Annotated in this window: 26 protein-coding genes; 11 read left to right on the top strand and 15 right to left on the bottom strand. The window is 69.6% G+C overall.

Annotated features, from left to right (window positions below; translation table 11 throughout):
- Positions 1–61: 61 nt before the first annotated feature.
- Positions 62–1,297: an acyl-CoA dehydrogenase family protein gene (locus BN2660_RS09800; protein ID WP_091230979.1), complete on the top strand. Its 1,236-nt coding sequence runs from the start codon at positions 62–64 to the stop codon at positions 1,295–1,297.
- Between the two features lie 24 nt (positions 1,298–1,321).
- On the opposite strand, the gene BN2660_RS09795 is transcribed toward BN2660_RS09800, so the two are convergent.
- On the bottom strand, positions 1,322–1,807 hold the full coding sequence (locus BN2660_RS09795; RefSeq protein ID WP_091230977.1) for a hypothetical protein: 486 nt from the start codon (positions 1,805–1,807) through the stop codon (positions 1,322–1,324).
- A gap of 95 nt (positions 1,808–1,902) precedes the next feature.
- Between BN2660_RS09795 and BN2660_RS09790 the strand changes: the two genes are divergently transcribed.
- Positions 1,903–2,946 (top strand): ATP-dependent DNA ligase, encoded by a 1,044-nt coding sequence (locus BN2660_RS09790; protein ID WP_091230974.1) that lies wholly within the window; start codon positions 1,903–1,905, stop codon positions 2,944–2,946.
- A gap of 17 nt (positions 2,947–2,963) precedes the next feature.
- Here BN2660_RS09790 and ligD read toward each other — a convergent pair whose 3' ends face one another.
- From ligD to BN2660_RS09775, 3 genes are read right to left on the bottom strand one after another with little or no spacing between them, the layout of a single operon-like run.
- Complete coding sequence (gene ligD / locus BN2660_RS09785) at positions 2,964–4,034, bottom strand: non-homologous end-joining DNA ligase (protein ID WP_091230971.1); 1,071 nt, start codon at positions 4,032–4,034, stop codon at positions 2,964–2,966.
- 40 nt (positions 4,035–4,074) lie between these two features.
- The gene (locus tag BN2660_RS09780) at positions 4,075–5,235 is read right to left on the bottom strand and encodes an SseB family protein (protein ID WP_091230969.1); all 1,161 of its coding nucleotides are present in this window, start codon (positions 5,233–5,235) and stop codon (positions 4,075–4,077) included.
- A gap of 20 nt (positions 5,236–5,255) precedes the next feature.
- A complete protein-coding gene (locus BN2660_RS09775; protein ID WP_091230966.1) occupies positions 5,256–7,715 on the bottom strand; it encodes an ATP-dependent helicase in 2,460 nt (819 codons plus the stop codon).
- A gap of 154 nt (positions 7,716–7,869) precedes the next feature.
- On the opposite strand from BN2660_RS09775, the gene BN2660_RS09770 reads away from it, so the two are divergent.
- The 5 genes from BN2660_RS09770 to BN2660_RS09750 are packed head-to-tail and all read left to right on the top strand — an operon-like array spanning position 7,870 to position 10,755.
- Positions 7,870–8,178, top strand: coding sequence for a hypothetical protein (locus BN2660_RS09770; protein ID WP_091230963.1), 309 nt, complete (start codon positions 7,870–7,872; stop codon positions 8,176–8,178).
- 1 nt (position 8,179) lies between these two features.
- Positions 8,180–9,490 (top strand): hypothetical protein, encoded by a 1,311-nt coding sequence (locus tag BN2660_RS09765; RefSeq protein WP_091230960.1) that lies wholly within the window; start codon positions 8,180–8,182, stop codon positions 9,488–9,490.
- A complete protein-coding gene (locus tag BN2660_RS09760; protein WP_091230957.1) occupies positions 9,480–10,046 on the top strand; it encodes a hypothetical protein in 567 nt (188 codons plus the stop codon). Before BN2660_RS09765 ends, BN2660_RS09760 begins: the two co-directional genes overlap by 11 nt.
- Before the next feature lie 11 nt (positions 10,047–10,057).
- Positions 10,058–10,474 carry a YbaB/EbfC family nucleoid-associated protein gene (locus BN2660_RS09755; protein WP_091230954.1) on the top strand — a complete coding sequence of 139 codons (417 nt, stop codon included), beginning with the start codon at positions 10,058–10,060 and terminating at the stop codon, positions 10,472–10,474.
- The gene (locus BN2660_RS09750) at positions 10,465–10,755 is read left to right on the top strand and encodes a WXG100 family type VII secretion target (protein WP_091230951.1); all 291 of its coding nucleotides are present in this window, start codon (positions 10,465–10,467) and stop codon (positions 10,753–10,755) included. The genes BN2660_RS09755 and BN2660_RS09750 overlap by 10 nt, the downstream gene beginning before the upstream one ends.
- Positions 10,756–10,872: 117 nt before the next feature.
- On the opposite strand, the gene BN2660_RS09745 is transcribed toward BN2660_RS09750, so the two are convergent.
- On the bottom strand, positions 10,873–13,962 hold the full coding sequence (locus BN2660_RS09745; RefSeq protein ID WP_091230947.1) for a lamin tail domain-containing protein: 3,090 nt from the start codon (positions 13,960–13,962) through the stop codon (positions 10,873–10,875).
- A gap of 142 nt (positions 13,963–14,104) precedes the next feature.
- Between BN2660_RS09745 and BN2660_RS09740 the strand changes: the two genes are divergently transcribed.
- Both BN2660_RS09740 and BN2660_RS09735 read left to right on the top strand, forming a co-directional pair.
- Positions 14,105–14,500 (top strand): YccF domain-containing protein, encoded by a 396-nt coding sequence (locus tag BN2660_RS09740; protein ID WP_091230943.1) that lies wholly within the window; start codon positions 14,105–14,107, stop codon positions 14,498–14,500.
- A gap of 30 nt (positions 14,501–14,530) precedes the next feature.
- Positions 14,531–14,992 carry a hemerythrin domain-containing protein gene (locus tag BN2660_RS09735; RefSeq protein ID WP_091230940.1) on the top strand — a complete coding sequence of 154 codons (462 nt, stop codon included), beginning with the start codon at positions 14,531–14,533 and terminating at the stop codon, positions 14,990–14,992.
- 14 nt (positions 14,993–15,006) lie between these two features.
- On the opposite strand, the gene BN2660_RS09730 is transcribed toward BN2660_RS09735, so the two are convergent.
- Positions 15,007–15,993 carry a glycerophosphodiester phosphodiesterase family protein gene (locus BN2660_RS09730; protein ID WP_091233489.1) on the bottom strand — a complete coding sequence of 329 codons (987 nt, stop codon included), beginning with the start codon at positions 15,991–15,993 and terminating at the stop codon, positions 15,007–15,009.
- An 86-nt stretch (positions 15,994–16,079) separates the two neighbouring features.
- Between BN2660_RS09730 and BN2660_RS09725 the strand changes: the two genes are divergently transcribed.
- Together BN2660_RS09725 and BN2660_RS09720 are read left to right on the top strand one after the other, a co-directional pair.
- Positions 16,080–17,006, top strand: coding sequence for a Bax inhibitor-1/YccA family protein (locus tag BN2660_RS09725; protein WP_091230935.1), 927 nt, complete (start codon positions 16,080–16,082; stop codon positions 17,004–17,006).
- A gap of 158 nt (positions 17,007–17,164) precedes the next feature.
- Positions 17,165–17,437, top strand: coding sequence for a GlsB/YeaQ/YmgE family stress response membrane protein (locus tag BN2660_RS09720; RefSeq protein ID WP_053098987.1), 273 nt, complete (start codon positions 17,165–17,167; stop codon positions 17,435–17,437).
- 82 nt (positions 17,438–17,519) lie between these two features.
- Here the strand turns inward: BN2660_RS09720 and BN2660_RS09715 are convergent, their stop codons facing one another.
- From BN2660_RS09715 to BN2660_RS09675, 9 genes are all read right to left on the bottom strand, one after another.
- The gene (locus BN2660_RS09715) at positions 17,520–18,812 is read right to left on the bottom strand and encodes an RNA polymerase sigma factor (protein ID WP_091230932.1); all 1,293 of its coding nucleotides are present in this window, start codon (positions 18,810–18,812) and stop codon (positions 17,520–17,522) included.
- A 1-nt stretch (position 18,813) separates the two neighbouring features.
- Positions 18,814–19,242, bottom strand: coding sequence for a YciI family protein (locus BN2660_RS09710; RefSeq protein ID WP_091230929.1), 429 nt, complete (start codon positions 19,240–19,242; stop codon positions 18,814–18,816).
- Between the two features lie 112 nt (positions 19,243–19,354).
- Positions 19,355–20,293: an L-lactate dehydrogenase gene (locus tag BN2660_RS09705; RefSeq protein ID WP_091230926.1), complete on the bottom strand. Its 939-nt coding sequence runs from the start codon at positions 20,291–20,293 to the stop codon at positions 19,355–19,357.
- Positions 20,294–20,381: 88 nt separating this feature from the next.
- On the bottom strand, positions 20,382–21,968 hold the full coding sequence (gene guaA, locus BN2660_RS09700) for a glutamine-hydrolyzing GMP synthase (protein ID WP_091230923.1): 1,587 nt from the start codon (positions 21,966–21,968) through the stop codon (positions 20,382–20,384).
- Entirely contained in the window at positions 21,965–22,477 is a 513-nt protein-coding gene (locus tag BN2660_RS09695) for a DUF3817 domain-containing protein (RefSeq protein WP_091230920.1), read from the bottom strand. The genes guaA and BN2660_RS09695 overlap by 4 nt, the downstream gene beginning before the upstream one ends.
- A 61-nt stretch (positions 22,478–22,538) precedes the next feature.
- Complete coding sequence (locus BN2660_RS09690; protein WP_091230914.1) at positions 22,539–22,808, bottom strand: HPr family phosphocarrier protein; 270 nt, start codon at positions 22,806–22,808, stop codon at positions 22,539–22,541.
- 50 nt (positions 22,809–22,858) lie between these two features.
- Positions 22,859–24,892 (bottom strand): PTS fructose transporter subunit IIABC, encoded by a 2,034-nt coding sequence (locus BN2660_RS09685; protein ID WP_091230911.1) that lies wholly within the window; start codon positions 24,890–24,892, stop codon positions 22,859–22,861.
- A 26-nt stretch (positions 24,893–24,918) separates the two neighbouring features.
- Positions 24,919–25,857 (bottom strand): 1-phosphofructokinase family hexose kinase, encoded by a 939-nt coding sequence (locus tag BN2660_RS09680; protein ID WP_091230907.1) that lies wholly within the window; start codon positions 25,855–25,857, stop codon positions 24,919–24,921.
- Complete coding sequence (locus BN2660_RS09675; protein ID WP_091230904.1) at positions 25,854–26,651, bottom strand: DeoR/GlpR family DNA-binding transcription regulator; 798 nt, start codon at positions 26,649–26,651, stop codon at positions 25,854–25,856. Before BN2660_RS09675 ends, BN2660_RS09680 begins: the two co-directional genes overlap by 4 nt.
- Between the last annotated feature and the right edge of the window lie 145 nt (positions 26,652–26,796).

Here is a 26,796-nt window from a genome sequence, read left to right as displayed (position 1 = left end):
CGCGCGACTCGTGGAACTGAGTATCGAGGAGTACGATACTGAGGTCCACAAAGGAGTCCCCATGAGCACCGCAGCCACCCCCTTCCCCGGCGAGCGCGTCTCGTCGTACGACATCACCGGACGACAGGACAGCGACTACTACGCGGTCTTCGCTGACATCCCCTCGGAGGATCGTGAGGCGTGGGAGCGCGCGAAGGCGTACATCGACGAGGTCGGGCCGCAGATGCTCGACGCCTGGGATCGCGCCGAGTACCCCCTCGACGTCGCGCGCCGGATGGGTGAGATGGATCTCGTGGTCGACGGGATCGAGCATCCGGCCCTCACCCGCTTCTCGCCGCTCGCCGCCGGACTCGTGAACATGGAGATCTCGCGCGGCGACGGCTCTCTCGGCACGGTGCTGGCCGTGCAGGGCGGCCTGGCGCTTCGCACTCTCGCGCTGTTCGGCTCGCCGGAGCAGCAGGAGAAGTGGCTCACGGCCCTCGCAGACGGCTCGGTCTTCGGCTCCTTCGCGCTCACCGAACCCGACCATGGATCGGACTCCGTCTCGCTCGAGACGGTGGCCCGCCGAGACGGCGACGGGTGGGTCATCCGCGGCGCGAAGAAGTGGATCGGCAACGGCGCGTCCGGCGGCATCACGTTCGTGTGGGCTCGCGTCGACGACGAGACCGCCCCCGAGCACGGGGCCGTCCGCTGCTTCCTCGTGGAGCAGGACACCCCCGGCTACACCGGCACGCCCATCCGCGGCAAGGCATCGCTGCGAGCGATCCATCAGGCGCACATCCTCCTCGACGACGTGCGCGTGCCGCTCGACGCCGTGCTCCCCGGCACGAAGAGCTTCAAAGATGCCTCCACCGTGCTCTACGCGACCCGCTCGGGGGTCGCGTGGTCGGCGCTCGGTCATGCGACGGCCTGCTACGAGGCGGCGCTCGCGTACGCGAGGGAGCGCGTGCAGTTCGGCAAGCCGCTCGCGAAGTTCCAGATGGTGCAGGAACGCCTCACGCACATGCTCGAGGACCTCACCGCCATGCAGCTCTACTGCCGCCGCCTCGCCGACCTCGAGACCGCGGGCGAGCTGCGTCCGACGCAGGCGTCATTGGCGAAGTTCCACAACACCAGAGCCGCGCGTCGTGTGGCGTCGATCGCCCGCGACCTCCTGGGAGGCAACGGCATCCTGCTCGAGAACGGCGTCATGCAGCACATGGCCGACATCGAGGCGATCCACACCTACGAGGGAACCGAGAGCGTCCAGGCGCTGCTGCTCGGCCGGGACATCACCGGCATGAGCGCCTTCGCCTGACGGTTCGCCCGCCGCGGCCGACGATCAGTCGCAGCCGCAGCCGCCCGCCGGCGTCTTCACCATGAAGCACACGTCGCACACCCCGTAGTCCCGCTCGACGAGCTTCGGGGCGGCGGCGGCGCGAGGCGCTGCGGCCGTGCGCGGCGTGGTCGACCGCTTGGCCTTGACCGGTGCCGTCGGGAGGTATTCGCTCGGGTGGGTCACGTAGAAGTACGGCGCCCGCCCGTCGCTCGGCTGCAGTCTCAGCGGCGTGGAGCCGACGACGACGAGCTCGTCCTCGGCGAAGCCGTTGGTGTACGTGCGTCCGATGTGGAGTGAGGCACCAGCACCGCGGCGCACGGCCTCGATGTATCGGCCGCGGTCGATGTAGGTGGAGATGCCGACCGCGTCCGTGATCGCGGCGATGAACTCGTGGTTCTCCACAGCGATGCGGTGCGCGCGAAGCGCCTCCGCCAGCGATCGGTACGGACGGGAATTGCCGGTGGGGGTCGGGCCCTGGACTTCGTTCATCTCTTCAAGGATCTCACGTCGCGAGGGAGAAGACGGGCGCGTGGGTCGCGGGAGGCCCTCTTCTGCTCAGGCGGCCGTCCGGCCAGGATGGTTCCATGCGCTACGACATCCCCTCCCCGATGCTGGCGAAGGCGGCAGCATCGGTCCCCGATCCGGCGAAGACCCCCGGCGGGCTCCTGTTCGAGCCCAAGTGGGACGGATTCCGCGGGCTGATCGCCTGGGACGGCGAGACGGTCGAGATCGGCTCGCGCGGCGCCAAGCCCCTCACTCGCTACTTCCCGGAGCTCGTCGAGGCCATCCCGCGCGTGCTTCCCGGGCCGTGCCTGCTCGACGGGGAGATCGTCGTCGCCACGGGCCCCGCCGGCGCCCAGCGTCTCGACTGGGAGGCGCTGAGTCAGCGCATCCATCCCGCGGCGTCGCGCGTGACGAGACTCGCGACCGAGACGCCGGCGATGTTCGTCGCCTTCGATCTGCTCGCGATCGATGACGACGACCTCCTCGACCGGCCGTTCGCCGAGCGACGCGAACGACTCGAGGCGCTCATGGCGGGGGTCGAGCACCCGCTGCACATCACGCGCACCACCCGTGAGCGCGACGCCGCGGTGCGCTGGCTCGCCGAGTTCGAGGGTGCAGGCCTCGACGGCGTCGTCGCCAAGCCCCTGGACCAGCCGTACGCGCCGGGCAAGCGCACGCTGATCAAGGTCAAGCACGCGCGCACGGCCGATGTCGTCGCGCTCGGATACCGCGTCCACAAGTCCGGCTCCGGCGTGGGATCGCTGCTGGTGGGCCTGTACGACGACGACGGCACCCTGCGGCAGGTCGGCGGCGTGGCCGCATGGAGCGACGCCCGCCGGCGCGAGCTGGTCGACGAGCTCGCGCCGCTCGTCGAGCGCGACGACGCCGGAGACGCCGTCACGGGCGAGAGCGAGCGGTCCCGCTTCAGCGGCTCGAAGGACGTGTCATTCGTGCGGCTGCGCCCGGAACGGGTGCTCGAGGTGCGCTACGACCAGCTGGAGGGCGCCCGGTTCCGACACACCGTGCAGTTCGAGCGCTGGCGCCCCGACCGCGAGGCCCGATCCTGCACCTACGCGCAGCTCGACACCGTCGCCGGCTACGACCTCGCCGACGTCATCGGCTGACGCTCTCGCGGTCGGCGTCACGCGTCGACGGGCTCTCCGTTCGCGTCCCAGTTGGCGGCGACCTTCTTGCTCGGCTGCACGCGAGGCGGCTCTCCGGGCATCTTCGGGAACTCGGGCGGGAACGGCAGCTCGCCGAGGCCGGACTCCTTGTCGCGCTCCCACCATTCCAGCAGCGTGTCGATACGGCCGGGAGCGTTCTGCTTCCCCGCCCAGGGGTCGCCCCCGTCGGCCAGCCGCTGCGGGATGCTGCGCACCGTGAAGGTCGACGGATCGAGGTCATCGAGCTCCTCCCAGCGCACGGGCGTCGACACCGTCGCTCCGGGGAGCGCGCGCGGACTGTACGCGCCGGCCATCGTGCGGTCGCGGTTGGCCTGGTTGAAGTCGATGAAGATGCGCTGGCCGCGCTCCTCCTTCCACCAGTTCATGGTCACCTGCTCGGGCATGCGTCGCTCGAGCTCCCTGCCTGCGGCGATCACGGCGTGCCGCACATCGAGGAACTCATGCGTCGCCTCGATGGGGGCGAACACATGGATGCCGCGGTTGCCGCTCGTCTTGACGAACGCCTCGAGCCCGACCTCGGCGAGCACCTCACGGAGCGCGTGAGCAGCCGGAACCGCGTCGGAGAAGCCCGTCCCGGGTTGCGGATCGAGGTCGATCCGCAACTCCACCGGATTGTCGGGATCCGTGGCGAGCGACGCCCACGGGTGGAACACGATCGTGTTCATCTGCCCGGCCCACACGATCGCGCTGGGTCGGTTGAGCACGAGCTGCGGATGCCGTCGGCCGCTGTTGTAGGTCAGGTCGACCGCATCCACGAAATCGGGCGTGCCCTTGGGCGGGTTCTTCGAGAAGAACCCCTGGGGCCGCTCGTCCTTCGCGGATCCGACGCCGTCGCGGAAGCGCTCGAGGGAGACCGGGCGGTTGCCGTTCGCCTCGAGGAAGGGGACGGCGACGATCTGGAAGTACTCGGCCAGCTCGGCCTTCGTGATGCCGACGTCGGGCCAGATCACCTTGTTCGGGCTGGAGAGCGCGACCTCGCGCTCTCCGTCGGGGTCGACGACGGTCAGGGTCACGCGTTCGGAGGCCATGCTCCGACCCTAGGGCGCACTCTCGGCGTGCGGAACCCCGTCAGTCGCCCTCAGCCACATCGAGCGTGAGCACGGGCGCAAGGGCATCGCGTTCGATCACCATGGTCGGGCCGGCCGGATCGACGACGATGCCCGCCATGTCCGGATGGGTCGAGACCGTCTTCGCCAGCTGCTCGGGATCGTACGGGAGGGGCCGGTCCCCGCGGCCCATCGCGATGACCTCCAGCGGGTGGGAGAACAGCTGCAGGAAGCGCCGGCCGTCAGGGGTCTGCGCCTCCGCGATGCCGACCTGTCCGGTCCCGGCGCCGTCGTTGACCGCGACCCACATCCGCTTCGCGGCGAGAGCCTCGGCGAGCCGGGCGGTCGAGTCCTGCTCGCGCGGCCCCGAGATGATCGACTTGACCGTCATGTCGACGTCGGCCTGCTCGAGGGCCTTCTGCAGGAGCTCGGTCGGGAAGACCACTCGGTGCGGAGCCGAGGCGTTGTCGACGATCAGGCCCGCGAAATCGCCGGTCACGACCTGCTGCAGCACCGAGGTGACGGGCTGGGCGACCGCGGACGTCGCGGTGGGGTCCTTCTCGAGCTGCACCGAGTCGCGCACGGCGGCCGCCGAGCTGAACCCGAGCATGAACTGGCGGTCGCCGTCGCGGACGACGGCGACGGACAGCGGCTTGCCCTCGCTGATCTGAGCCCGCGCATCGCCGTTGACCCTGATGTACAGGTGGCCCTGGAGAGCCTGGCGCAGCACGCCGAGCAGCTGCTCGTTGGTCGCGCCCTTCTCGATCTCCTTCAGCGACTCGCGAAGGAGCACGTTGTCCTTCATACCCGCCACGGTCTCGGTCTGCTCCGGGGGCAGAGCCGGTGCCAGCGGAAGGCGCCGCTCGGGAGCAGGAGCCGGAGCCGGAGCGGCTGCCGGTGCGCTCGCGGTGGTGGGCGCACCGGACGCCGACGGAGCGGCATCCGCATCCGGAAGAGAGATCTCGGGCCCCGCCTGCGCGCCCACACCGCGGAACGCCTGTACGGAGATGCCGATGGTCGGCGTCGTCTCCGGGGCGGCCGTCGGGTCAGCGGTCGCGGCCTCTGTCGCGTCCGCGGACTCGAGGGGCGCGGACTCGGCGTCATCCGCTGCAGCGGGGGTCTCGGTCTCGGACGGCTCGACGACAGCGTCGTCGGACTTCTTTCGGCGGGAGAACAGGGCCATATCGCCCAGCCTAACCCGCGTCAGGACGAGATCTTCTCGATCGGCGCGACCTTGATCAGCAGCTTCTTCTGCCCGGCCGAATCGAAGCGGACGTGCGCGATGCGCTTCGCGCCCTCCCCCGTCACGGCGTCGACGCGCCCGTCTCCGAAGTCCGCGTGCCGGATGCGGTCGCCGACCGCGAGCTCGAGGTCTCCGTTGTCCCGCATCTTGGCTGTGACGCGGTTCGGGAACTTGTCCATCGCAGTGGAGAGCGGCGTCAAGGAGTCGCGGCCGGGAAGCGGCTTGACCCCGAACCGATCGTTCGACCCCGAGCCGCCGAACCCACCCGAACGGCGTGCGTTGAGGGCGCGCGACTGCGTGCCGCCGCGGGAGTTCACGTCGCCCGGCGATTGACGCCAGTCGATGAGACCCGCCGGGATCTCCTGCAGGAAGCGACTTGGCATCGCCACGGAGACCTCGCCGAACTGCGCCCTCGTCATGGCGAGGGAGAGATGCAGCCGCTTGCGCGCCCGCGTGATGCCGACATAGAACAGCCGGCGCTCCTCCTGCGGGCCGCCCGGCTCCCCTGCCGAGATGCGGTGCGGGATGAGGTCCTCTTCGACGCCCGTGACGAACACGGCGTCGTACTCGAGCCCCTTGGCCGTGTGCATCGTCATCAGCGACACCGAGCCCGACTCGTCGTCGAGGTCGTCGGCGTCCGACACCAGTGCGACCTCGGTGAGGAAGTCGACGATCGTGCCTTCCGGGTTGTTGCGGGCGAAATCGCGTGCGACGGCGACGAACTCGTCGAGGTTCTCGACACGCGCTTCGTCCTGCGGGTCGCGGCTCGCGCGCAGGGCATCGAGGTAGCCGCTCTTGGACAGCAGCACGCTGAGGCCGTCGGCGACGGTCGTCGGAGCGGGGACCTCGCCGGAGGCGGGCAGCATGATCTCGGTCGCCTCCGCCAGCACGGCGTCGAGCTGTGCGATGCCGGCCTGGATCTTCGGGCCGAATCCGAGCTGGTCGGGCACCGAGAGCGCCTGACGGAACGTGATGCCGTGGTCCTCGGCGAATCGCGCGATGGCGGTCTCGGTGACGTCGCCGATTCCGCGGCGCGGCTTGTTCAGGATGCGGCGCACCGCCATCTCATCGGCGGGGTTCGCCACGGCGACGAGGTAGGCCAGGGCGTCCTTGATCTCGGCGCGCTCGTAGAACTTCGTGCCGCCCATGATCTTGTAGGGCACTGCCGAGCGGATGAAGATCTCCTCGAGAGCACGGGACTGCGAGTTGGTGCGGTAGAACACGGCCATCTCGGAGTACGGCATGCCGGCTCGGCGCAGCGCCTCGACCTCGTCGGCGACGAACTGCGCCTCGTCGTGCTGCGAGTAGCCGGTGAAGCCGACGATCATGTCACCGTCGCCCTTGTCGCTCCAGAGCTTCTTGTCCTTGCGGTCGAAGTTGTTGCCGATCACGGCGTTCGCGGCCGACAGGATGTTCTGCGTCGAGCGGTAGTTCTGCTCGAGCAGCACGACGCGCGCCCCGGGGAAGTCGCGCTCGAACTCGCTGATGTTGCGGATGTCCGCACCGCGGAAGGCGTAGATCGACTGGTCGGAGTCGCCCACGACGGTCAGCGACGCCCCCTCCAGCTCGGGGGTCGTCTCCGGTTCGAAGATCATCATGCCGTTGGAGGCGTACGGGTCGGGCGAATCCCCCGAGACCGGTCGCGTCAGCTCGTGGATCAGCGCGTACTGGGCGTGGTTGGTGTCCTGGTACTCGTCGACGAGGATGTGTCGGAACCGGCGGCGGTAGGTGTCCGCCACCTGCGGGAACGCCCGGAAGAGATAGACGGTCTGCCCGATCAGGTCGTCGAAGTCGAACGCGTTGGCCTTCTGCAGCTGGCGCTGGTAGTCGGCGAACAGCTCGACGAAGATGCGCTCGGCGGGGTCGCTCATGTTCGCCTGGCGCGCGTACGCCTCGGCATCCGACAGCTCGTTCTTCAGCTTCGAGATGCGGGACTGGACGGATGCCGGGGTGAGGCCGTATGCGTCTGCCTCGTGCTCTTTGACCAGCCGCTTGATCAGCGCCCGCGAGTCGCCGGAGTCGTAGATCGTGAACGACTTCGTGAAGCCGAACTGCTCGGCCTCGCGCCGCAGGATGCGCACGCACGCCGAATGGAACGTCGAGATCCACATGCCGCGTGCGGCCTGACCCACGATGGCCTCAACGCGCTCGCGCATCTCACCGGCCGCCTTGTTGGTGAAGGTGATCGCGAGGATCTGGCTCGGCCACGCCTCGCGTGCCCGGAGCAGCGACGCGATGCGTCGTGTGAGCACGCTCGTCTTGCCCGAGCCGGCGCCGGCGACGATCAGCAGCGCCGGGCCGCGATACGTCACGGCCTCGAGCTGCTGAGGGTTGAGGCCGGCGAGGAGATCGTCCTGTCCTTCGGGTCCTGCGGCGCGGGGGCCGGCGGTTCCGGGGACGATGAGGGGGGCTTCTGTCATGGCTCTACGAGTCTAGGCGGAGGCACCGACATCGAGACGGTCGGGTGAGACCGCACAGGGCGTCGTCGGGCTTGGCATCCGCAGACGCCCGACCTATCGTGGGAACCGGACGCCCATCGTCGGGAGGGCGCATGCCGAGGGGGAACTCGACAATATGGCGGAGATCGAAGTCCACAGCGACGTGTACGACGTCGCGCGAGCTGCCTTGACCGAAGCGGCGTCGAAGCTGGCGGCAGCGCGGGGCACCGTCTCGTCGGCAGTGCCCGCCATGGCGTTCGGTCCCATCGGAGCATTCATCCCGCCCGTGCTCAACTCGGTCGGCAGTGTCGTCGAAGGCGCCGCCGGGTTCGTCGGGACGGTGTCGCAGCGCACTGCTGACGGCGTGCAGACGGCTGTCGAGGGCTTCCGCACCGTCGACGAGAACGGCCGCGCCGACCTCGACCGCATCGCCGCGGAGAGCTGACGTGAGCACAGCCGTCCTCCCCGAGGCCGACAGCGCGGCGTCCGCGCTCGGCTCAGGAAGCTGGAGCAGTCAGCTCCCCTCCGGCGGCGCGGCCGGTGACGACTGCGGAGGCGGTCTCGGCGGGTTCGCGTCCGAGATCATGCGCTTCGTCCGTCCGCTCGAGGAGCTGCTGGAGCGCGTGACGGGCGATCCTGCCGGGCTCTATCAGGCGTCGCACGCCTGGGAGACCTACGCGGGTGACGTGCAGTCCACCTCCGCGCTCTATCAGCGGGCGCTCACCCAGATCAGCGGGCAGGTGCAAGGGCTGACCGCGGCGGTGGTCGAGGGCGCGCTGACCGTCATGTCGGCGGCGACGCACTCGATCGCCGACTGGGCCAAGGTCATGAGCCAGGCCCTGCAGCTGTGCGTGCGCGCGGTCGAGATCATGCGGTCCCTCGTCTGCGCGGGCTTCGAGCTGCTGTCGACGATCGGCGGCGGCATCAAGGACCTGCTCTTCGGCAGCTGGCCGTGGGAGCTCGACAAGAAGGCGCAGGTGATCCAGGAGTTCGCGGACAACTGCGCGCAGGTCGTCGCCGAGGCTACCGCGAACGTCGACCGCGCACTGCAGGCCCTGCGGGAGATGCTCCGGCTGGCGACCGACCTCTACCGCGCGATCATCCCGTTCCACCAGCGGCTCGAAGACCTGCTCGGCCAGCTGCTCGAGCAGTTCCCGCCGGGCAAGCTCCTCGGACCCCTGGGCGGGCTCCCCGGGCTCATCCCGCCGGGCGACATGGGCGACACGTACCAGCCCGGCCCCACGCCCTACGCGGGGTCGGACCACCGATTCATCGGCGAGTACGAACTCGGCTACGCCCACCAGTTCGACCTCGGCCCCACGGACATGACGACGGAACAGCTGAATCAGATGCTCCAGCAGGAGTTCGGCCACGTCTTCCTGCCCTCCAGAGAGGGCGACAACTCGCAGCTCAACATGCAGCTCAGCGGCGAGGGGCAGACGATCAAGACCTCACTGTTCGGAATGGGCATCCCCGGCGTGACCGCGGGCGACATCGTCGTGCAGCAGGTGACCGACGACGGCTTCGTGATCGCCGCCCAGCCGGGACACCCGGAGTATCCCGGCGAGGTCGCCTTCCGGTTGCGCAACGTCGACGGCCACGGGGTGTTCGAGGTCACCGGCGCCTACGACGAGACCATCCTGTCGGGCATGGGATTCGGCGGGAACACGAACCCGGCCTACGCGGGCATCGCCGACGTCAGCATCTGGTCCGACATGCAATACCGACTCGAGGACATGATGCACTATGGCCGCTAAGCGCTGGCTCTCGATCTCCGCCGTCGCCCTCGGGGTCCTCGCGCTCGCGGGATGCTCGCTCGGAGCCGGACCCGCCGATGACGGCATCCCGCATGACGCGGCGTCCGGCGGCCAGACCCTGACCGAGATGAGGAGCTCTCTCGACGCGATCCCCGGGGTCGTCGTGACCGAGGTCGTCGGCGGCGACAAGCCGAACGTGAAAGGCAACACCGGGTACGCGGTCTCCCTCGAGATCGAGCCCGGCTACGCGATCGCCGACGGCGCCGCGCTGGTCGACTTCGTCGTCGCATCCGTGTGGTCGGTGCGCGAGGGCTACATGCCGAACGCGCGGATCGACATCCGCGTGCGCACCGCCCCGGACGCGGCGTTCGACGTCGCCTCCGCCGCCGCCGAAGCCGGATGGGTGGCGGATGCCGCCCCTCGACCCAGCACGTACAGCGCCGCCTCCATCGACGTCGGCGACGCGAAGGATCAGGGTGCGAAGAACCTCGAGCGCCTCGGATCGTGGCCGGGGGACGTGCCGGCGGCGCCGACTGACATCACCGTGAAGGAATGACGAGGAGCCACATGGACGACAGCGCGTTCGACATCGAAGAGGGCCTCGCATCTACCCGGCGACAGCTCGACGACATCAACAGACAGGCTCAGCAGAACCGGGAGCGCGCACAGGCGCTCGCCACCGACGTGGAGACGATCGTCGAATCCGTGCGCAGCCCTCGCGGAGAGGTCACCGTCCGGGCCAAGGTGGGCGGCAGGCTGGCGGGACTGGAGTTCGGCCCCGCGGCGGAGGCGCTGGAGCTCCCGGCCTTGGCCCAGCTCACCCTCGATACGATCGCGCGCGCTCAGCACCGCGCCATGGTCGCACTCGCAGAGCGGAGCGGTGAGCTCTTCGGCGCCGAGTCCGACATCGCTGCGAGCCTGAGATCCGATGCGGAACACGGATATCCGTCCGCCGAGGCGGGTGACCAGCCGTCATGGACCTGAAGATCGACCCCGACCGCCTCGCCGAGGCGGCCGCCGGCAACGCGGCAGCGGCCGCCTCGATCGTCGACTCGCTCGACGGCCTCGCCGGTGCCGCGCAGGACCTCCGCAACCGCTGGGAGGGCGAGGCGGAGGCGGCGTTCACCCGACGCTCGTCGGCGAACGACGCGCAGTGGCGCATGCACGCCGCGACCCTGCGTCTCGCATCCGAACGCGCCGCACGGCTCGCCGAGGAGTATCACCAGGCCGACGTCGACGGCGCGCGCGCGGTCCTCGGCCTCTGAGCGACGGCCCGAGCGCGTGCGGCGTCTCCACCGCCTCGCGCGGATGCGGCGAGCGGACAGGGGAAGAGGGTGCGCGGACTCGGTCCGCGCACCCTCTTCCGCTGATCCCCTTCGGGGTCAGGCCGTGCGGCGCCTGCGCCGTGCGATGAGAGCACCGGCGACCAGGAGGAGCACTGCCGCGACCAGCGCCGTGACAGGGAGTTCCGCACCGGTGGCAGCGAGCCCTCCCGCGGCCGTGATCCTGATGTCCGCCCAGCCGACGAGCTCGCCGGTCGCGGAGTACACCGCGATCCGATGAGCACCGATCGCGGCATCCGCCGGGATCGTGACCGTGATCGCACCGCTCGCGCTCGCGGCTCCCGAGACCAGCTGCACGGGCTCGGAGTACATCCAGACGGCGATGCGCTCCCCCGCGTGATCGGAGCCCGCGGACACCGTGACCCGCGAACCGCGCGCAGCGACCGCCGGGTTCACCGTCACGCCGTTGCGGTTGTCGTCCGTCAGCCCGGTTCCGGGCAGCGGCGGAGTCTGCCCGCCCGGTGTGCCCGGTGTGCCCGGGGTGCCCGGGGTGCCGCCGTTGCCGCTCTCGGGGCTGGGAAGCGTGCCCGTGCGCAGTGACTCCGAGGGGAAGCCGTCGGCGAACCACCAGACAGGGCGCTGACCGTCGACCGACAACGAGGCCGGGGCCGTGGCGAAGCCCTCGTTGTTGATGTCCGGCATCCCTGCGGGACGCGCGAAGTGCGCGATGCCCGGGTCCGCCCTGCCGTTCAGCGTGATCTGCGCCGACTCACCGTGGCATCCGTCGTCGCACACCGCCCACAGCACGTCGAGGACGCTGTCGTAGTCCAGTGCCATGACTCCGCCCAGTCCGGGGGCGATCTCCGAGACGAGCGTCGCCTCCCCGCCCGCGGCGAGCGCGAACGCGTAGACGTGACCGTTGTCCTCGACCGCGACGAAGAAGAGTCCGTCACCGTGCCCCGCGTAGTCCGCCGAGTCGTAGGCGGCGCCTGTGTTGACGTCGAACAGGGCGCCGTCGAGTGCCGTGTCGGGCACCCACTGGACCGCCTCCATGCCGAGGTTGGCTGTCACGTCCGGGAGGAACGCGGTGAGGTCCCACTCCTGCTCCGCGACGAGGTCACCGGCGGCGGCTTCGGGGTCGACCTTCAGGACGACGTTCTGATTCACACCCTTCGTGCTGTTGTCGCGCTCGGAGGCGACGTACACCGCACCCTGGCCGTCGACCGTGATGCCCTCGGTGTCGGGCCCCGCGGCGCCGGGGTTCGCGGCGTCCTTCTGGAACCGTACGCGCTTGCCGGATTCCCAGCCGGGGAGCTGGGTCACCGAGCCGTCGGCGTGCGCCTCGAGCTTCCAGATGCGGCCCTCGCCGTTGTCCACGGCCCAGAGGAACGCGCCGTCGGCCGTCTCCTGCACGTCGAGGCCCGAGCTGTCCTCGAGGAAGGTCGGGATGCTGTCGAGGGCCCGGACGTCCGCCGAGCCGGGCCACGGCGAGACCGCGATCTCTCCGGCGCAGAGGTTCGCGGCGCCCTTGGTCGGCTCGGCCGTCACGGCGAACACGCCGCTCGCGTCGGGGCAGCGCCCCCACGTCACGGCCGCGTGTCCGGCGCCCCAGGTCGTCGAGTCGATGAGCTGGTCTCCGTCGAACAGGCGCACGGTGTCGCCGTCGCCCAGGCCGAAGCCGAGCTGAGTGCGCTCGATCACGAGGTACCCGCCCGGGGCCACCGTGGTCGCCGCGGGGATCGTGTAGGCGTGCGTGTCATCGTCGTCCTTGACCACGATGCCCGAGACGTCGAGTGCGGTGGTCGTCGGGTTGACGAGCTCGATCCAGTCGTCCGGCGATCCGGCGTCCGACTCGACCTCGTTGATGCGCACCGGGTTGCCGCACGCGTTGCGCAGACCCTTGGTCGACACCGCGATGTCGGCGAACTCGCCCGTACCGTCCTCGCAGCGCGCGAGCACGCCGTCGGCGTGCGCGCTGTAGACGTGCTCGTCGACCACGTTCAGGGTCGTGTCGCGCAGGGTGACGGTGTCGCCGTTGCCGAGTCCGAAGACGAAGTCCGTGTTCTGATCGAACACGAAGTACGCACCCGGCTCGAGCACGGTGCCGGCGGGCAGCGGAGTGGTCTCGGCGGCGTGGCCGACCGGGTCGTCGTCCATCACCGACCAGCCGGACATGTCGACCGCTGCACTGCCGAGGTTGATGACCTCGATCCAGTCGGTCGCGTCGCCGTTGGACTCGATCTCGTTGACGACCACGTCGGGCATCACGCACGAGTTCGCGGCGCCCCGTGTGGCGGTGGCGAGCAGGAACGCGCCCTGGCCGTCGGGGCAGCGCGCGAGGGTGGCGGTGCTGGAGTCGCCTCCGATCGCGGCGTGGTCGGCCCACGGGAGGGTGTCGTCGATCTGCACTCCGGTCGCGTCGAAGAGGCGGATGCGGTCGGTGCTGCCGATGCCGATCGGGTCGCGGAACGCGGTCTCGGCGCCGTCGACCAGACCGGTCGATGCCTCGTCGACGACGAGGAACTCGCCCGGGGCGATCTGCGTGCCGGGCAGGAACTGCCAGCGGTGGTCGTCGGAGTTGTCTCGGATCTCGTAGCCCGAGATGTCCAGCATCGTCTCACCCGGGTTGTAGAACTCCACCCAGTCGGCGGGCTGCGAGTCGACCTCGTTGATGACGATCGTCCCGGGGGTCGACTCGTCCGACGCGAACACGTTCGCCGCCGATTTCGTCGCCTCGGTCGTCTCGGCCCATTCCACGGCGCCGGCGACGTCGCGTGCACCCCAGGTCGTCGCTGCGTGCGCCGTCCAGGACGTCTCGTCCACCAGCGCGGCGGTCGGGTCGAACAGGCGCACCTGATCGGCCTTGCCGAGGCCGAAGGTGAACGATCCGACGCCCGCGTCGAACTGGTCGAGCACCAGATAGGCGCCCGGTTCGACGATCGTGCCGGCCGGGATCGTGTAGGGCTCGTCGTCGGAATCGTCCTTGACGACGTAGCCGCTCAGGTCGACGGCCGTGGCCGAGGTGTTGAGGAGCTCGATCCAGTCGCCCGGCACCCCTCCGTTCGACTCGACCTCGTTGATGCGGATACCGGTTTCGGCGCCGGTGGCGGCGAGCGGCACGGCGAGCAGGGCGGCTGCGCTGAGGGCGCAGACCGTCGTGATCGCCGCCGCGGGGTGCAGGCGGGACATGGGGCTCCTGGATGGGCTCAGACGGGTGTGAGCCCAGACCATCGATCTCGGGTGGACGACGGACCCCTCGTCGGTGCACGGGAGGTGAACAGAGGGTGGCCATCTTCGGACGACGCCCAGCCCCCGGTGCGAGAATCGAGCCGTGCGCACCCTCCTCAACATCATCTGGCTGATCTTCGCCGGACTCGCCCTGTTCCTCGGCTACGTGCTGGCGGGCATCCTGCTGTGCATCCCGATCGTGACAATCCCCTGGGCCATCGCGTCGTTCCGCATCGCCCGCTACGCGATCTGGCCGTTCGGCCGCGAGATCGTCAGCAAGCCCACCTCCGGGGTCGGCTCCTTCCTCGGCAACGTGCTGTGGGTGATCCTCGCGGGCTGGTGGCTCGCGCTCGGGCACATCATCTCGGGCTTCGCCCTGTGCATCACGATCATCGGCATCCCGATGGGAATCGCGGACTTCAAGATGGTGCCGGTCTCGCTCATGCCGCTCGGCAAGGAGATCGTGTCGCGGCGCGGAGCCTTCGACCCCACCCTGTGAGGCACGTCGGCCGCTTCTAGACTGGGCGCGATGGATGCCGACCGTTTGATCGCCTGGGACGACGAACTCCGCCGAGCGCACACCCGCCTGCGTGCGGCCCTGGAGGCCACGCGCTCCGCGCTCGACGAGAACACGGACGCCCCGGACGCCGCGTCGGACCTCGCGCTCTTCTGCATCGGGTTCTGCTCGGCGCTCGACGGCCACCATCTGAGCGAGGACCGGGCGCTGTTCCCGGCCTTGCGAGAGGAGCATCCGGAACTGGGCGACGTCATCGACCGGCTGATGCAGGACCACTCGATGCTCGCCCACCTTCTGGGGGCTCTGCGCGCGGCCGCCGAGGGCGGCGAGAGCGCGGAGACGATCGAACGGCACCTCGACGGCGTCGGCGCGATCATGGAGTCGCACTTCCGCTACGAAGAGCGCGAGATCCTCGCTCCTCTGCGCGCGCTGCACCTCCGTGCGTCGGTGCCGGAGGCACTGGGTCCGCTCTGAGACGCCGCGCCCGGTCAGCCGCGGAAGAACCCGACGCCGAGATCCGGATGGTCGACGAACACCCCGTCGACGCCGGTGCGGGCGATCGCCGCCCACTCCGCCTCGTAGTCGCCGTAGGCGCTCTTGCCTCCCGAGCTCCGGAACTCCGGCGACAGGAACGCGTTCTCGGGCCGACAGGTCCAGGTGAACACCGTGAGCCCGCGGGCGTGGGCGTCGGCCACGATCGTGTTGCCCTTCTCGAGCAGCATCCGCTTGTTGACGCTGATGCCGTCGATGTCGCCGACGAGACGGTCGAGTCCGTCGGGCGCGACCGTGGCCCTGTACGTCGGCGCGCGCTTGCCCTCGGCGACCGTGAGGTCGTACGGGCGACCCGATGCCTCGATCAGGTAGACGTAGGACGCCGCGATGCCGCGGTCCTTGAGCTGTCTCAGCACCGTCGACTCGAAGGACTCGACGATCAGCGGCAGCTCGCCGTCGGCCCAGCCGGCCTCGCGCAGATCGCGCTCGATGAGAGGGGCCAGGTCGAGGCCGACGCTCGCGAAGTACGTGGCGTGCTTGACCTCGAGCACGACGCCGATCTCGCGTCCGTGCTCCTCCGAGCCCTCGCGGACGATGTCGAGGACGTCCGTGAGCCGCAGGATCGCCTGCGACCCGTTGAACGTCGCGCTCGACAGCCGCACCTCCGGGAGCCGTTCCCTGCTGCGCAGGGTCGACAGCTCCTCCCACGTGAAGTCCTCGGTGAACCAGCCGGTCAGCGCCTGCCCGTCGACACGCTTGGTCGTCTTGCGCTCGGCGAACTCAGGATGCTCGGCGACGTCCGTCGTCCCCGAGATCTCGTTCTCGTGGCGGACGATGAGCACACCGTCCTTCGTGACGACGACATCGGGTTCGACGGCGTCCACTCCCATCGCGAGTGCGAGCTCGTACGAGGAGCGACTGTGCTCCGGGCGGTAGCCGGGCGCACCGCGATGCCCGATGACGAGGGGAGATTTCCTGGGCACGCTCACAGCGTAGAACACCCAGGTGCCGCGCCCATCCGGGTATCGTGGAGGAAAGAGACCTACAGCCCCTTTGGAGTGAGGCCCACATGAGCAATTTCGCTTTCAACAACCCGGCGTTCCAGCAGCAGGATCCGCGTAACGTCGCGACCTACCCGGGGGCTCCGCAGGGCGCTCAGGGTGCGCAGGCCGCGTCGTTCCAGCACGGCACGATGGATGCCGCCGCGAACGCCCGACTGGAGGGCATGTACGCCGCTCCCCCGGCCGGCGCGATCGAGACCGACCGCATGTCCGTCGAGGACACCGTCTGGAAGACGGCCGGCCTCTTCGCCATCCTGCTCGTCACCGCAGCCGTCGGCTGGTTCCTGACCCTGGGCGGCGTCGCCGCCCCCGAGCTGAACCCCTACGACCGCTTCGAGCCGAACCTGATGCCGTGGCTCGTCGGAGCACTGGGCGGTTTCGTCCTCGCCATGGTGATCACATTCACCTCGCGCAAGAAGGTCCGCCCCGCGCTGATCTTCGCCTACGCGGCCTTCGAGGGCCTCTTCATCGGTGGCATCTCGGCGTTCTTCGAGGTCATGTGGCCCGGCATCGTCGTCCAGGCGACCCTCGCCACGGTCTCGGTGGTCGGTGTGACCCTCGCCCTGTTCGCGAGCGGCAAGATCCGCGCATCCAAGAAGGCCACGAAGATCTTCATGATCGCCATGGTCGGCTACCTCGTCTTCTCGCTGCTCAACCTCGTGTTGATGTGGACCGGCGTCCTGCCCCAGGATCAGGCGTTCGGCCTCTACAGCGCCCAGATCTTCGGCATTCCGCTCGGACTCATCATCGGCGTCCTGGTCGTCATCATGGCCGCGTACTCGCTGGTGCTGGACTTCGACCAGATCCAGCAGGGCGTCCGCAACGGCGCTCCCCGCAAGTACGGCTGGCTCGGTGCCTTCGGCATCATGGTCACCGTCGTGTGGCTGTACGTCGAGATCCTGCGTCTCATCGCGATCGTCCGCGGCAACAACTGACGCGAACACCGTTCGGCAACAGGCCCGTCTCCTCGGAGGCGGGCCTCTTGCCATATCCGGAGGCCTCGACGCAAGGGGTTGGCTGATAAACAGCTGAGAGGGCACAGTAGAAGTACGAGCCGCGGCACCCCGCGGCTCACGAAACAAAGGAGCTGAACATGAGCTTTCTCGGATTCCTTCTTCTCGGCCTGATCGCCGGAGCCATTGCGAAGCTGATCCTTCCCGGCAAGCAGGGCGGCGGATGGTTCATCACCCTCCTGCTCGGCGTCGTCGGCGCCCTCCTCGGTGGGTGGCTCGGCAGCCTGATCCTCAACCGTCCTCTCACGGAGTTCTGGGACCTCGGCACGTGGCTTCTCGCCATCGGCGGCTCGATCATCGTGCTGCTGATCTACGGCCTGATCGTCAACCGCGGCAGCAAGGCCCGCAGCTGACATCACCTGCAGCATGCGGAACCGCCCTCTTCCCCAGCGTCGCTGGAGAAGAGGGCGGTTCTCTTGCTGTGGGGCGACGGGCTCAGCGTCCGGCGGCCTTCGCCTGCAGCAGCGCACGCTCCCGGTCGTTGCCGGCGAGTGCGGCGGCCACCGCGAACTCGCTGCGGGCCTCGTCGGGCCGCCCGAGCCGTAGCAGCAGCTCCGCGCGCGTCGCGGGCAGCAGATGGTAGCCCGGCAGGGCACCGGAGGCGGCGAGGCGGTCGATGATCGCCAGAGCGGATGCCGGGCCCGTCGCCATCGCGACTGCCGCCGCCCGATTCAACTCGACGACGGGCGACGGAGCGAGACGGCCCAGGGCCTCGTAGAGGACGACGATGTGCTCCCAGTCGGTCTCCTCGACGGAGGGCGCGAGGGCATGGCGCTCGGCGATGGCCGCCTGCAGCCCGTATGCACCGCGGCCTGGTCCGATCGCATCCGCCGCGGCCAGCGCGGCCCGACCCCGAGCGATGCGTCCGCGATCCCAGCGGCGCCGGTCCTGATCGGCGAGCAGGACCGGTTGTCCTTCCGCATCCACGCGAGCGGGGAATCGCGCGGCCGTCAGCTCCATGAGCGCGAGCAGACTGTGCACGTCGCGTTCACGCGGCATCAGCGCGACGAGCACCCGGGTGAGGCGGATCGCCTCCAGGCTGAGCTCAGGCCGCATCCAGTCCGACCCGCTGCTGGCGGCATGGCCTTCGTTGAAGATCAGGTACAGCACGCCCAGGATCCCTCCCAGGCGCTCGCGATGCTCGTCGTGCGACGGCATCTCGAAGGGCACGTGCGCCGCGGCGAGCGTCTTCTTCGCGCGCACGATGCGCTGCTGCACAGTCGCGGTCGGCACCAGGAACGCGCGGGCGATCTCCTCGCTCGACAGCCCGCCGACCACGCGCAGCGTGAGAGCCACCTGCGCCTCCCGCGACAGCACGGGGTGGCACGAGATGAAGATCAGTCGCAGGACGTCGTCGTCGACGGCATCCGGGTCCCACGGCGGTGCGTCCGCCGCCTCCGCCTGCTCGCGCTCGAGGTCGTGCGCGATCACCGCGAGGCGATCGTCCAGTCGCTCCCGGCGCCGCCAGCCGTCGACGGCCTTGCGCTTCGCCACCGCCGTGAGCCAGGCCGCGCCGTTGCGCGGCACGCCGTCTATCGGCCACTGCCGCAGCGCATCGAGCAGCGCCTCCTGGGCGAGATCCTCGGCGAGACCGAAGTCGCCGACCATGCGCGTCAGGGTCGCGACGATCTTCGCGGACTCGATGCGCCACACAGCGGCGACGGCCCGCTCCGCGGTCCCCTCCCGGGGTGCGGAGCGCGCCGTCTCGCCGTCGTCGAAGAGGGTCATCTCACTGCTGAGCGCGACGCGCCTCTTCCTCTTCGCGCCAGCCCTTCTCCTTCTCGATCCACTCGTTGTCAGCGGGGAAGTCCGATTCGTCGGTCACCCGACGCACCTCGAGGAACGATCCGGGTCCGAGCGGCGCACGACTCGCCCACTCCGCCGCCTCTTCGCGACTCGACACCTCGAGGATCCAGAACCCGTTGAAGAGCTCCTTCGTCTCGCCGTAGGGGCCGTCGGTGATGAGCGGCTTCTCGGCGCTGAAGTCGACGACGAAGCCCTCGGCGGCGTCGGTCAGGCCCTCGCCCGCAGCCAGCACGCCGGCCTTGATCATGGACTCGTTGTACTTGCCCATGGCCTCGATGACCTGCTCGAACGGCATCTCCTTGTACGCCTCGACGGCCTCGTCGTTCGAGCGCATGATCAGCATGTACTTCATGGTGTTCTCCTCCGTGGGTGGGGCCGGGATTCGACCCTCTCATTGAAGACGTCGAACGGGAACGCCGAGGATCGACATCGCCCGAGAAAAAAGTGCGGAAAGGACCGCGGGGTCAGTCGAGCTCGTCCACCGCTGCGCGGATCGCATCGGCCGACGCCCTCAGCAGCTCCGTCTCGTGCGCGCTCATCGGAGTCTCCCCCAGCGGCTCGGCGCCTCGAGCCCCGACCACCGACGGCACCGACAGTGCCACACCGTGGATGCCGTACTCGCCGTCGAGCACGCTCGCCACGGGCAGCACGGCGCGCTCGTCACGGAGCACCGCCTCGGCGATGCGCGCGCAGCTCACGCCGATCGCCAGGTTCGTCGCGCCCTTGCCGCGGATCACGGCATACGCGGCGTCACGCACCTCCACCGCGATGCGGTCGAGCTCCTCGGCGGTGAAGGGCTCGGCGGCCGGCCAGTCGAGGATGGGCACCGAGCCGATCGTGGCGTTCGACCACAGCGGGAACTCGGTGTCTCCGTGCTCGCCGACGATATCGGCATGGACGCTCGCCGTGTTGACATGAGCGCGATGGGCGAGGCGCCACCGCAGACGCGAGGTGTCGAGCACGGTTCCGGATCCGAAGACCCGATGCGGCGGCAGGCCCGAGACGCGCTGCGCGACGACCGTCATGACGTCGGCCGGGTTGGTGACGATGATGAACACCGCGTCGGGGGCCCGCTGCAGGAGCTGCGGCATGAGGCGCTCGAGCAGGCGCGCGTTGATGCCGGACAGCTCCATCCGCGTCTGGCCCGGCTGCTGCTTGGCCCCTGCCGTGACGACGATGACGTCGCTGCCCTCGACGACCGAGAGGTCGGACCCGCCGCTCACCATCGCCGAGGTGAACTGCGTGCCGTGCGCGAGGTCGAGCACCTCGGCATCCACCTTCTCCGTCGCGATGTCGTAGAGAGCGACCTCCGCGGCGCTCCCCCTGATCAGCGCCGCGTACGCCACGCTCACCCCCACGCTGCCCGCACCGATCACCGTGAGTTTCGTCCGCGCCTTGGTCATGACCCCATCCTGCCGGATGAGACGCGAACGGGCACGGACCGGATGGTCCGTGCCCGTTCTGCGGGTCAGGCGGGGGCGAGCGGCGTGCTCACTCCCACTCGATGGTCCCCGGCGGCTTCGAGGTCACATCGAGCACCACGCGGTTCACGTCGCGGACGCCGTTGGTGATGCGGTTGGAGATCTTCGACAGCACGTCGTACGGCAGACGCGTCCAGTCGGCGGTCATCGCGTCTTCACTGGACACCGGACGGAGGACGATCGGATGCCCGTAGGTGCGGCCGTCTCCCTGCACGCCCACCGAGCGGACATCGGCGAGCAGCACGACGGGGCACTGCCAGATCTCCTGGTCGAGGCCGGCCTTCGTGAGCTCCTCGCGAGCGATCGCATCGGCCTCGCGCAGGATCTCGAGGCGATCGGCCGTGACCTCGCCGATGATGCGGATGCCGAGACCGGGGCCGGGGAACGGCTGTCGCCCGACGATCGCCTCGGGGATGCCGAGCTCGCGGCCGATCGCGCGGACCTCGTCCTTGAACAGGGCGCGCAGCGGTTCGATGAGCTCGAAGTCGAGGTCGTCGGGCAGACCGCCGACGTTGTGGTGCGACTTGATGTTCGCGGTGCCCGCGCCGCCGCCCGACTCGACGACGTCGGGGTACAGGGTGCCCTGCACGAGGAACTTCACCGGTGCGCCGCCGGAGGCCTTCGCCTCGGCGACGAGATCGAGCTGCACCTTCTCGAACGCGCGGATGAACTCGCGACCGATGATCTTGCGCTTCTCCTCGGGGTCGGTGACGCCCTTGAGGTGGCCGAGGAAGGTGTCGGCGGCGTCGACCGTGATGAGGCGGACGCCGGTGGACTCGACGTAGTCCTTCTCGACCTGCTCGCGCTCGCCCTTGCGGAGCAGCCCGTGGTCGACGAAGACGGCGGTGAGCTGGTCGCCGATCGCCTTGTGCACCAGGGCCGTCGACACCGCGGAGTCGACCCCGCCGGAGAGAGCGGAGATGACGCGCGCGTCTCCGACCTGCTCGCGGATGCGCTCGATCTGCTCGGCGATCACGTTGTCGCTGTTCCAGTCGGACGCGAGGCCCGCGCCCTTGTGCAGGAAGTTCTCCAGCACCCGCTGCCCGTGGTCCGAGTGCTTGACCTCGGGGTGCCACTGCACCCCGTAGAAACCGCGCTCCTCGTTCGCGAACGCCGCGACCTTGGTGGCCTCGGTGGTCGCGAGGACCTCGAATCCCTCGGGTGCCGTGGCGACCTGGTCGCCGTGGCTCATCCACACGTTCTGCGCCGAGGGCTGTCCGCCCAGCAGCATCCCGCCATCGCCCGAGATCACCGCGTCCGTCGCGCCGTACTCGCGCAGGCCCGTGTGCGCGACCTCGCCGCCGAGGGTCTGCGCCATGTACTGGAAGCCGTAGCAGATGCCCAGCGTGGGGACGCCGAGGTCGAAGACCGCGGGATCGAGGCGCGGAGCGCCCTCCTCGTACACCGACGACGGACCGCCGGAGAGGATGATCGCGACCGGGTTCTTCTCGGCGATCTCGGCGGCCGTGGCCGTGTGCGGCACGATCTCGCTGTAGACGCCGGCCTCACGGACTCGACGGGCGATCAGCTGCGCATACTGCGCGCCGAAGTCGACGACGAGCGCAGGGCGCTGCTGGGTCTCGGACTGTTCGGTCAACGGACACCTTCCGGGGCAGGGGTCGAGGCCTCGGCGGCCTCGCGGGTGGCGAGATAGGTCTTGACCTCGCGGGCGACGACCGTCTCCATGAAGAAGGACAGCAGCGGCACGACGCCGCCGAGTGCGAGGAGGATGAACCGCGGGAACGGCCAGCGCATCAGGCTCCACATCCGGAAGCACGCGAAGAGGTACACGACGTAGAACCAGCCGTGCGCCACGAGGATGAACAGCGAGATGTTGAACCCGTCGCCCAGCGACGTCATCTCGCACGAGTTCGTCATCGGCGCGAACAGCGACCACCACTCGCAGTCGGGTCCGGCGATGACGCCGGCGAACCAGAGGGGTCCGCCCGAGCCTCCGGCGAAGAGTTCGAGGTGGATCGGCGTGTACTTGAGCACCATCTCGGCCAGCAGCAGGAGCAGCATGACTCCCGTGATGATCGACGCGATCTGGTAGAACTTCAGCGCACCACGGATCGCCGGAAAGCTGGCGACTTTCGGTTCGGGCATGCCACCAGTCTACGCGGCACGGATCGTGCGCCGATCCGCTGTCGCGGCGCGGGCGGGCGCGCTAGACCGCGTCGAGATCCGTCTCGAGCAGCGCGGCCAGCTCGTCCAGCGCCTGCTCGGCATCGTCGGCATCGGAGCGCAGGGTGACGGTCGTCCCCTTCGACGCCCCGAGACCCATGAGCGCGAGGATGCTTCCCGCGTTGAGCTCCGCGCCGCCGTTCGCCGAGATCGTCACGGGGATCCCCTTCTCCTTCACCGCCGCGACGAACAGCTTCGCCGGCCGTGCGTGCAGGCCGGAGCCGCTTGCGATGATCGCCTGTCGTTCTGCCATTTCCGTCTCCCTGTTCCCTCTGTGGTCGTACTCTGCCGATGTGCCGCCGGTCACGCCGTCACCGCGACCGCTGATCCCTCGCGTGCTGTCCTCGACCGCGCGAAGCGCTTGAGGCCGACGATCGCGAAGGCGCTGACGAGGGTTCCCGCCACGAGCGCGAGCAGGAAGCCCCAGATCGGGTTGATCGCGAAGAAGACGAAGATCCCGCCGTGCGGGGCGAGCGACTGCACCGACAGCGCCATGCTCAGCGCACCCGTCACCGCGCCACCCAGCATCGACGCCGGGATCACCCGCAGGGGGTCTGCAGCGGCGAACGGGATCGCGCCCTCGCTGATGAACGAGGCGCCGAGGAGCCACGCGGCCACCCCGTTCTCGCGCTCCACGGGGGTGAAGAGACGGCGGTCGAGCACGGTCGACGCGAGCGCCATCGCGAGCGGCGGCACCATTCCCGCGCACATCACGGCGGCCATGATGAGGTACGGCGTCGGATTGTCCGTCGAGGCGGAGGCGAGTCCGGCCGTGGCGAAGGCGTAGGCGACCTTGTTGACGGGGCCGCCGAGGTCGAAGCACATCATGAGTCCGAGGATCACACCGACGAGGACGATCCCCGAGGTGCCCGCGAGGCCGGTCAGCCACTCGTTCAGGACCAGCATCAGCCAGGCGATCGGTCGCCCGAGGAACAGCAGCATCAGACCGGATGCCGCCAGCGACGCCAGGAGCGGGATGATCACGACCGGCATGAGTCCGCGCAGCCATCTCGGCGCGTCGATCCGGCCGATCGCCCAGGCGACCGTACCGGCGAGCAGACCTCCGACGATGCCGCCGATGAATCCGGCGTTCATGAGGACCGCGACCGCACCGGCGACGAATCCCGGTGCGATGCCCGGCCTGTCCGCGATGGCGAAGGCGATGTATCCCGAGAGCGCCGAGACGAGGAAGCCCATCGACGTCGCGCCGATCACGAACAGCACGGATCCGATGTACTGGCCGAGCCCACCGGCGGGCAGATCCCACAGCGCGTTCTCGAGCACCACTGTGAACGCGCGGTTGTCGGCATTCACCTCGTACCCGCCGAACAGGAATCCGAGCGCGATGAGGAGCCCGCCGCCGGCGACGAAGGGGATCATGTAGCTCACACCCGTGAGCAGGATGCGCTGGATCCGACGGCCCAGCGACTGCGGGGCCGCCTCGGACGAGGCGCCGGATGCCGCGGAGCCGGCCGTGCCCGTCACCCTCGGCGCCGACGGATCGGCGGCTGCGGCGATCGCCTCGGCGATGAGCTGTCTCGGCTCCTCGATGCCGCGCTTGACGCCCGAGCGCACGACCGGCTTGCCGGCGAAGCGCTCCTGCTCGCGCACGTCGACGTCGACCGCGAAGATCACGGCATCCGCCTGATCGATGACGCTCTGCGGCAGCGCCTTGTAGCCGCTGGATCCCTGTGGCTCCACGACGAGATCGACGCCGTCCTCGCGGCCCGCCGCGGTGAGCGCATCCGCGGCCATGAAGGTGTGCGCGATGCCGGTCGCGCAGGCCGTGACCGCGACGATCCTCGGCGTCGAGGGCCCCGCCGCTGTCGCCGGCGCGGTGACCGGCTCGGCGCTCTGCACCGCGACGGGCGACTCGGCGACGGGCTCATCCGAGATCGCGGCGTCGACGATGCGGACCACCTCGTCGGCGTCGCCCGCCGCGCGCAGAGCGGCGGTGAACTCGTCCTGCATGAGGCTGCGGGCGAGCTTGGAGAGCATCGCGAGATGAGCCTCGGCGGCGGTGTCCGGCGCCGCGATGAGGAAGACGAGGTCAGCGGGGCCGTCGGGTGCGCCGAAGTCGACGCCTGGCTCGAGCCGCGCGAACGCCAGGCTGGGGGTCGTCACGGACGGGCTCTTCGCATGCGGGATCGCGATGCCGCCGGGAAGGCCCGTCTCGTCCTGCTCTTCGCGCTTCCAGGCATCCGCGAAGAGAGCTTCGCCGCTGTCGGCGCGCCCGTGCGCGGCGACACGATCGGCAAGAGCGCGGATGACGGCGGCCTTGTCGGCGCCGAGCTCGGCGTCGATGCTGACGAGCTCGGCGGTGATGGTGTCGGACATGATGACCTCCAGTGGTCGTCAGGGGATCAGAAGGATCGAACGGTGATCTCGTGGTGCCCGAGGTCGGCCGGCGTCGGCACCTGGGTTCCGGGGAGTGATGCGGCGGCGGCGCCGTAGCGGATCGCCGAGGTGAGCCGGGCAGCCGGATCCGCACCGGCGATCGCGGCGAGCAGGTACCCCGCGAGCGAGCTGTCACCGGCGCCGACCGTGCTGACCACGTCGATGCGAGGCGCGGCGGCGACCCAGGCGCCCTGCGCCGTCACGAGGGCTGCTCCGGCTCCTCCGAGCGTGACGAGCGCGGCCTCGACCCGGGCGGGGACGATGGCGCGGACGGCGTCGACGATGGAGCGGGGGTCCTCCCCGTCGATGACGGTTCCGAGGAGCTCGGCGAGCTCCTCGTCGTTCGGCTTGATGAGGTCGACGGCAGCGTGCGAGACGACCTCCCGAAGCGCGGGGCCCGAGGCGTCGACGGCTATGCGCGGTGCACGCGCGCCCCATCGTTCGCGCAGCGCCCCGACGACGTCGACGTAGAGGGAGGCGGCGGTCGACTCGGGGAGCGAGCCGGCGAGCACCAGCCACTCGACATCCGCACACGCCTCGACGACCGCCTCGACGACCGCGGCGGTATCGGCGTCGGTCAGGGGGTGCCCGGGGAGATTGACCTTGGTGGTCACTCCCTCAGGGTCGGTGAGGGCGAGATTGGTCCGCACCTGCCGGGCGACCGGGACGGAGACCGTCGCGATACCCGTCGCTGCAAGCGGAAGTGCGTAAGGGTCATCGGTGGCGAGCGGAAGCACAGCCACGGTGTCGACACCCGCCGCGGCGACCACTCGCGAGACGTTGACGCCCTTTCCTCCCGCCTCTTCGCGCGCCGACCGGGCGGCCTGCACCTGCCCCGGTCGCAGGGCGGCACCGAGCGCGATCGTGCGGTCGAGCGCGGGGTTGACGGTCAGGGTCACGATCATGCGATCCAGACCTCCACGTCGGCGTCGGCGAGGTCGGCTGCGAGCTCCGCCGAGGGCTCGGCGTCCGTCACGAGCACGTCGATCTCGCGCAGCGATGCGAACGAGACGAGGAGCTCGCGGTCGTGTTTGCTCGAGTCGGCCACCAGGATCACACGACGGGCGGCACGGACGATGGCCGCCTTGACCGACGCCTCTTCGGGATCGGGGGTGCTCAGACCGAATCCCGCCGATATGCCGTTGGCTCCGATGAAGGCTACGTCGGGGCGCAGACGGCCGATCGTCGCGACCGTCTCGGCCCCCACCGCGGCGGCGGTGACTCCGCGGATGCGGCCGCCGATGACGGTCAGCGAGATCCCCTCCGCGACCGCCAGCACGGGAGCGATCGTCAACGAGTGCGTCACCGCCTCCACGCGAGTCCGGGATCCCTGAGGGGCGGCGGTGACGCGAGCAGACAGCGCATCGGCGACAGCGGCGGCCGTCGTGCCCGCGTCGATGAACACCGAGCCGCGGAAGTCGGTACCGAGAGCCTCGAGAGCGCGGACGGCGATGGCACGCTTCGCCGGACCGTGCTGCTGCACGCGCTCGAGAACAGAGGACTCGTTCGTGCTGTCGTCGTCCTTCGCGACCGCTCCCCCGTGAACCCGGACGAGGGAGCCGATCTCCTCGAGGGATGCGAGATCGCGGCGGATCGTCTCGGTCGTCACCTCGAAGCGCTGCGCCAGATCAACGACGGAGACCCGTCCTTCGTCCGCGAGGATCCGTTCGATCCCCTGCTGGCGCTCCATCGCGTACATCGCTGCTCCGTTGCTGGTGGAAAACTTTCCCACACAGTACAACACGAAACAATACAAACACAACTGTCCGGATGTGGTTTCACCTGCGCAACCAGGGACCACGCAGCGACGGCGAAACGGGCCGGAGGATCACTCCCCCGGCCCG

Origin of the sequence: Microbacterium sp. 3J1 (genome assembly GCF_001049495.1) — a bacterium.
In the GTDB taxonomy this organism is placed as follows: Bacteria; Actinomycetota; Actinomycetes; order Actinomycetales; family Microbacteriaceae; genus Microbacterium.
This window is presented reverse-complemented; position numbering and strand designations above follow the sequence as displayed.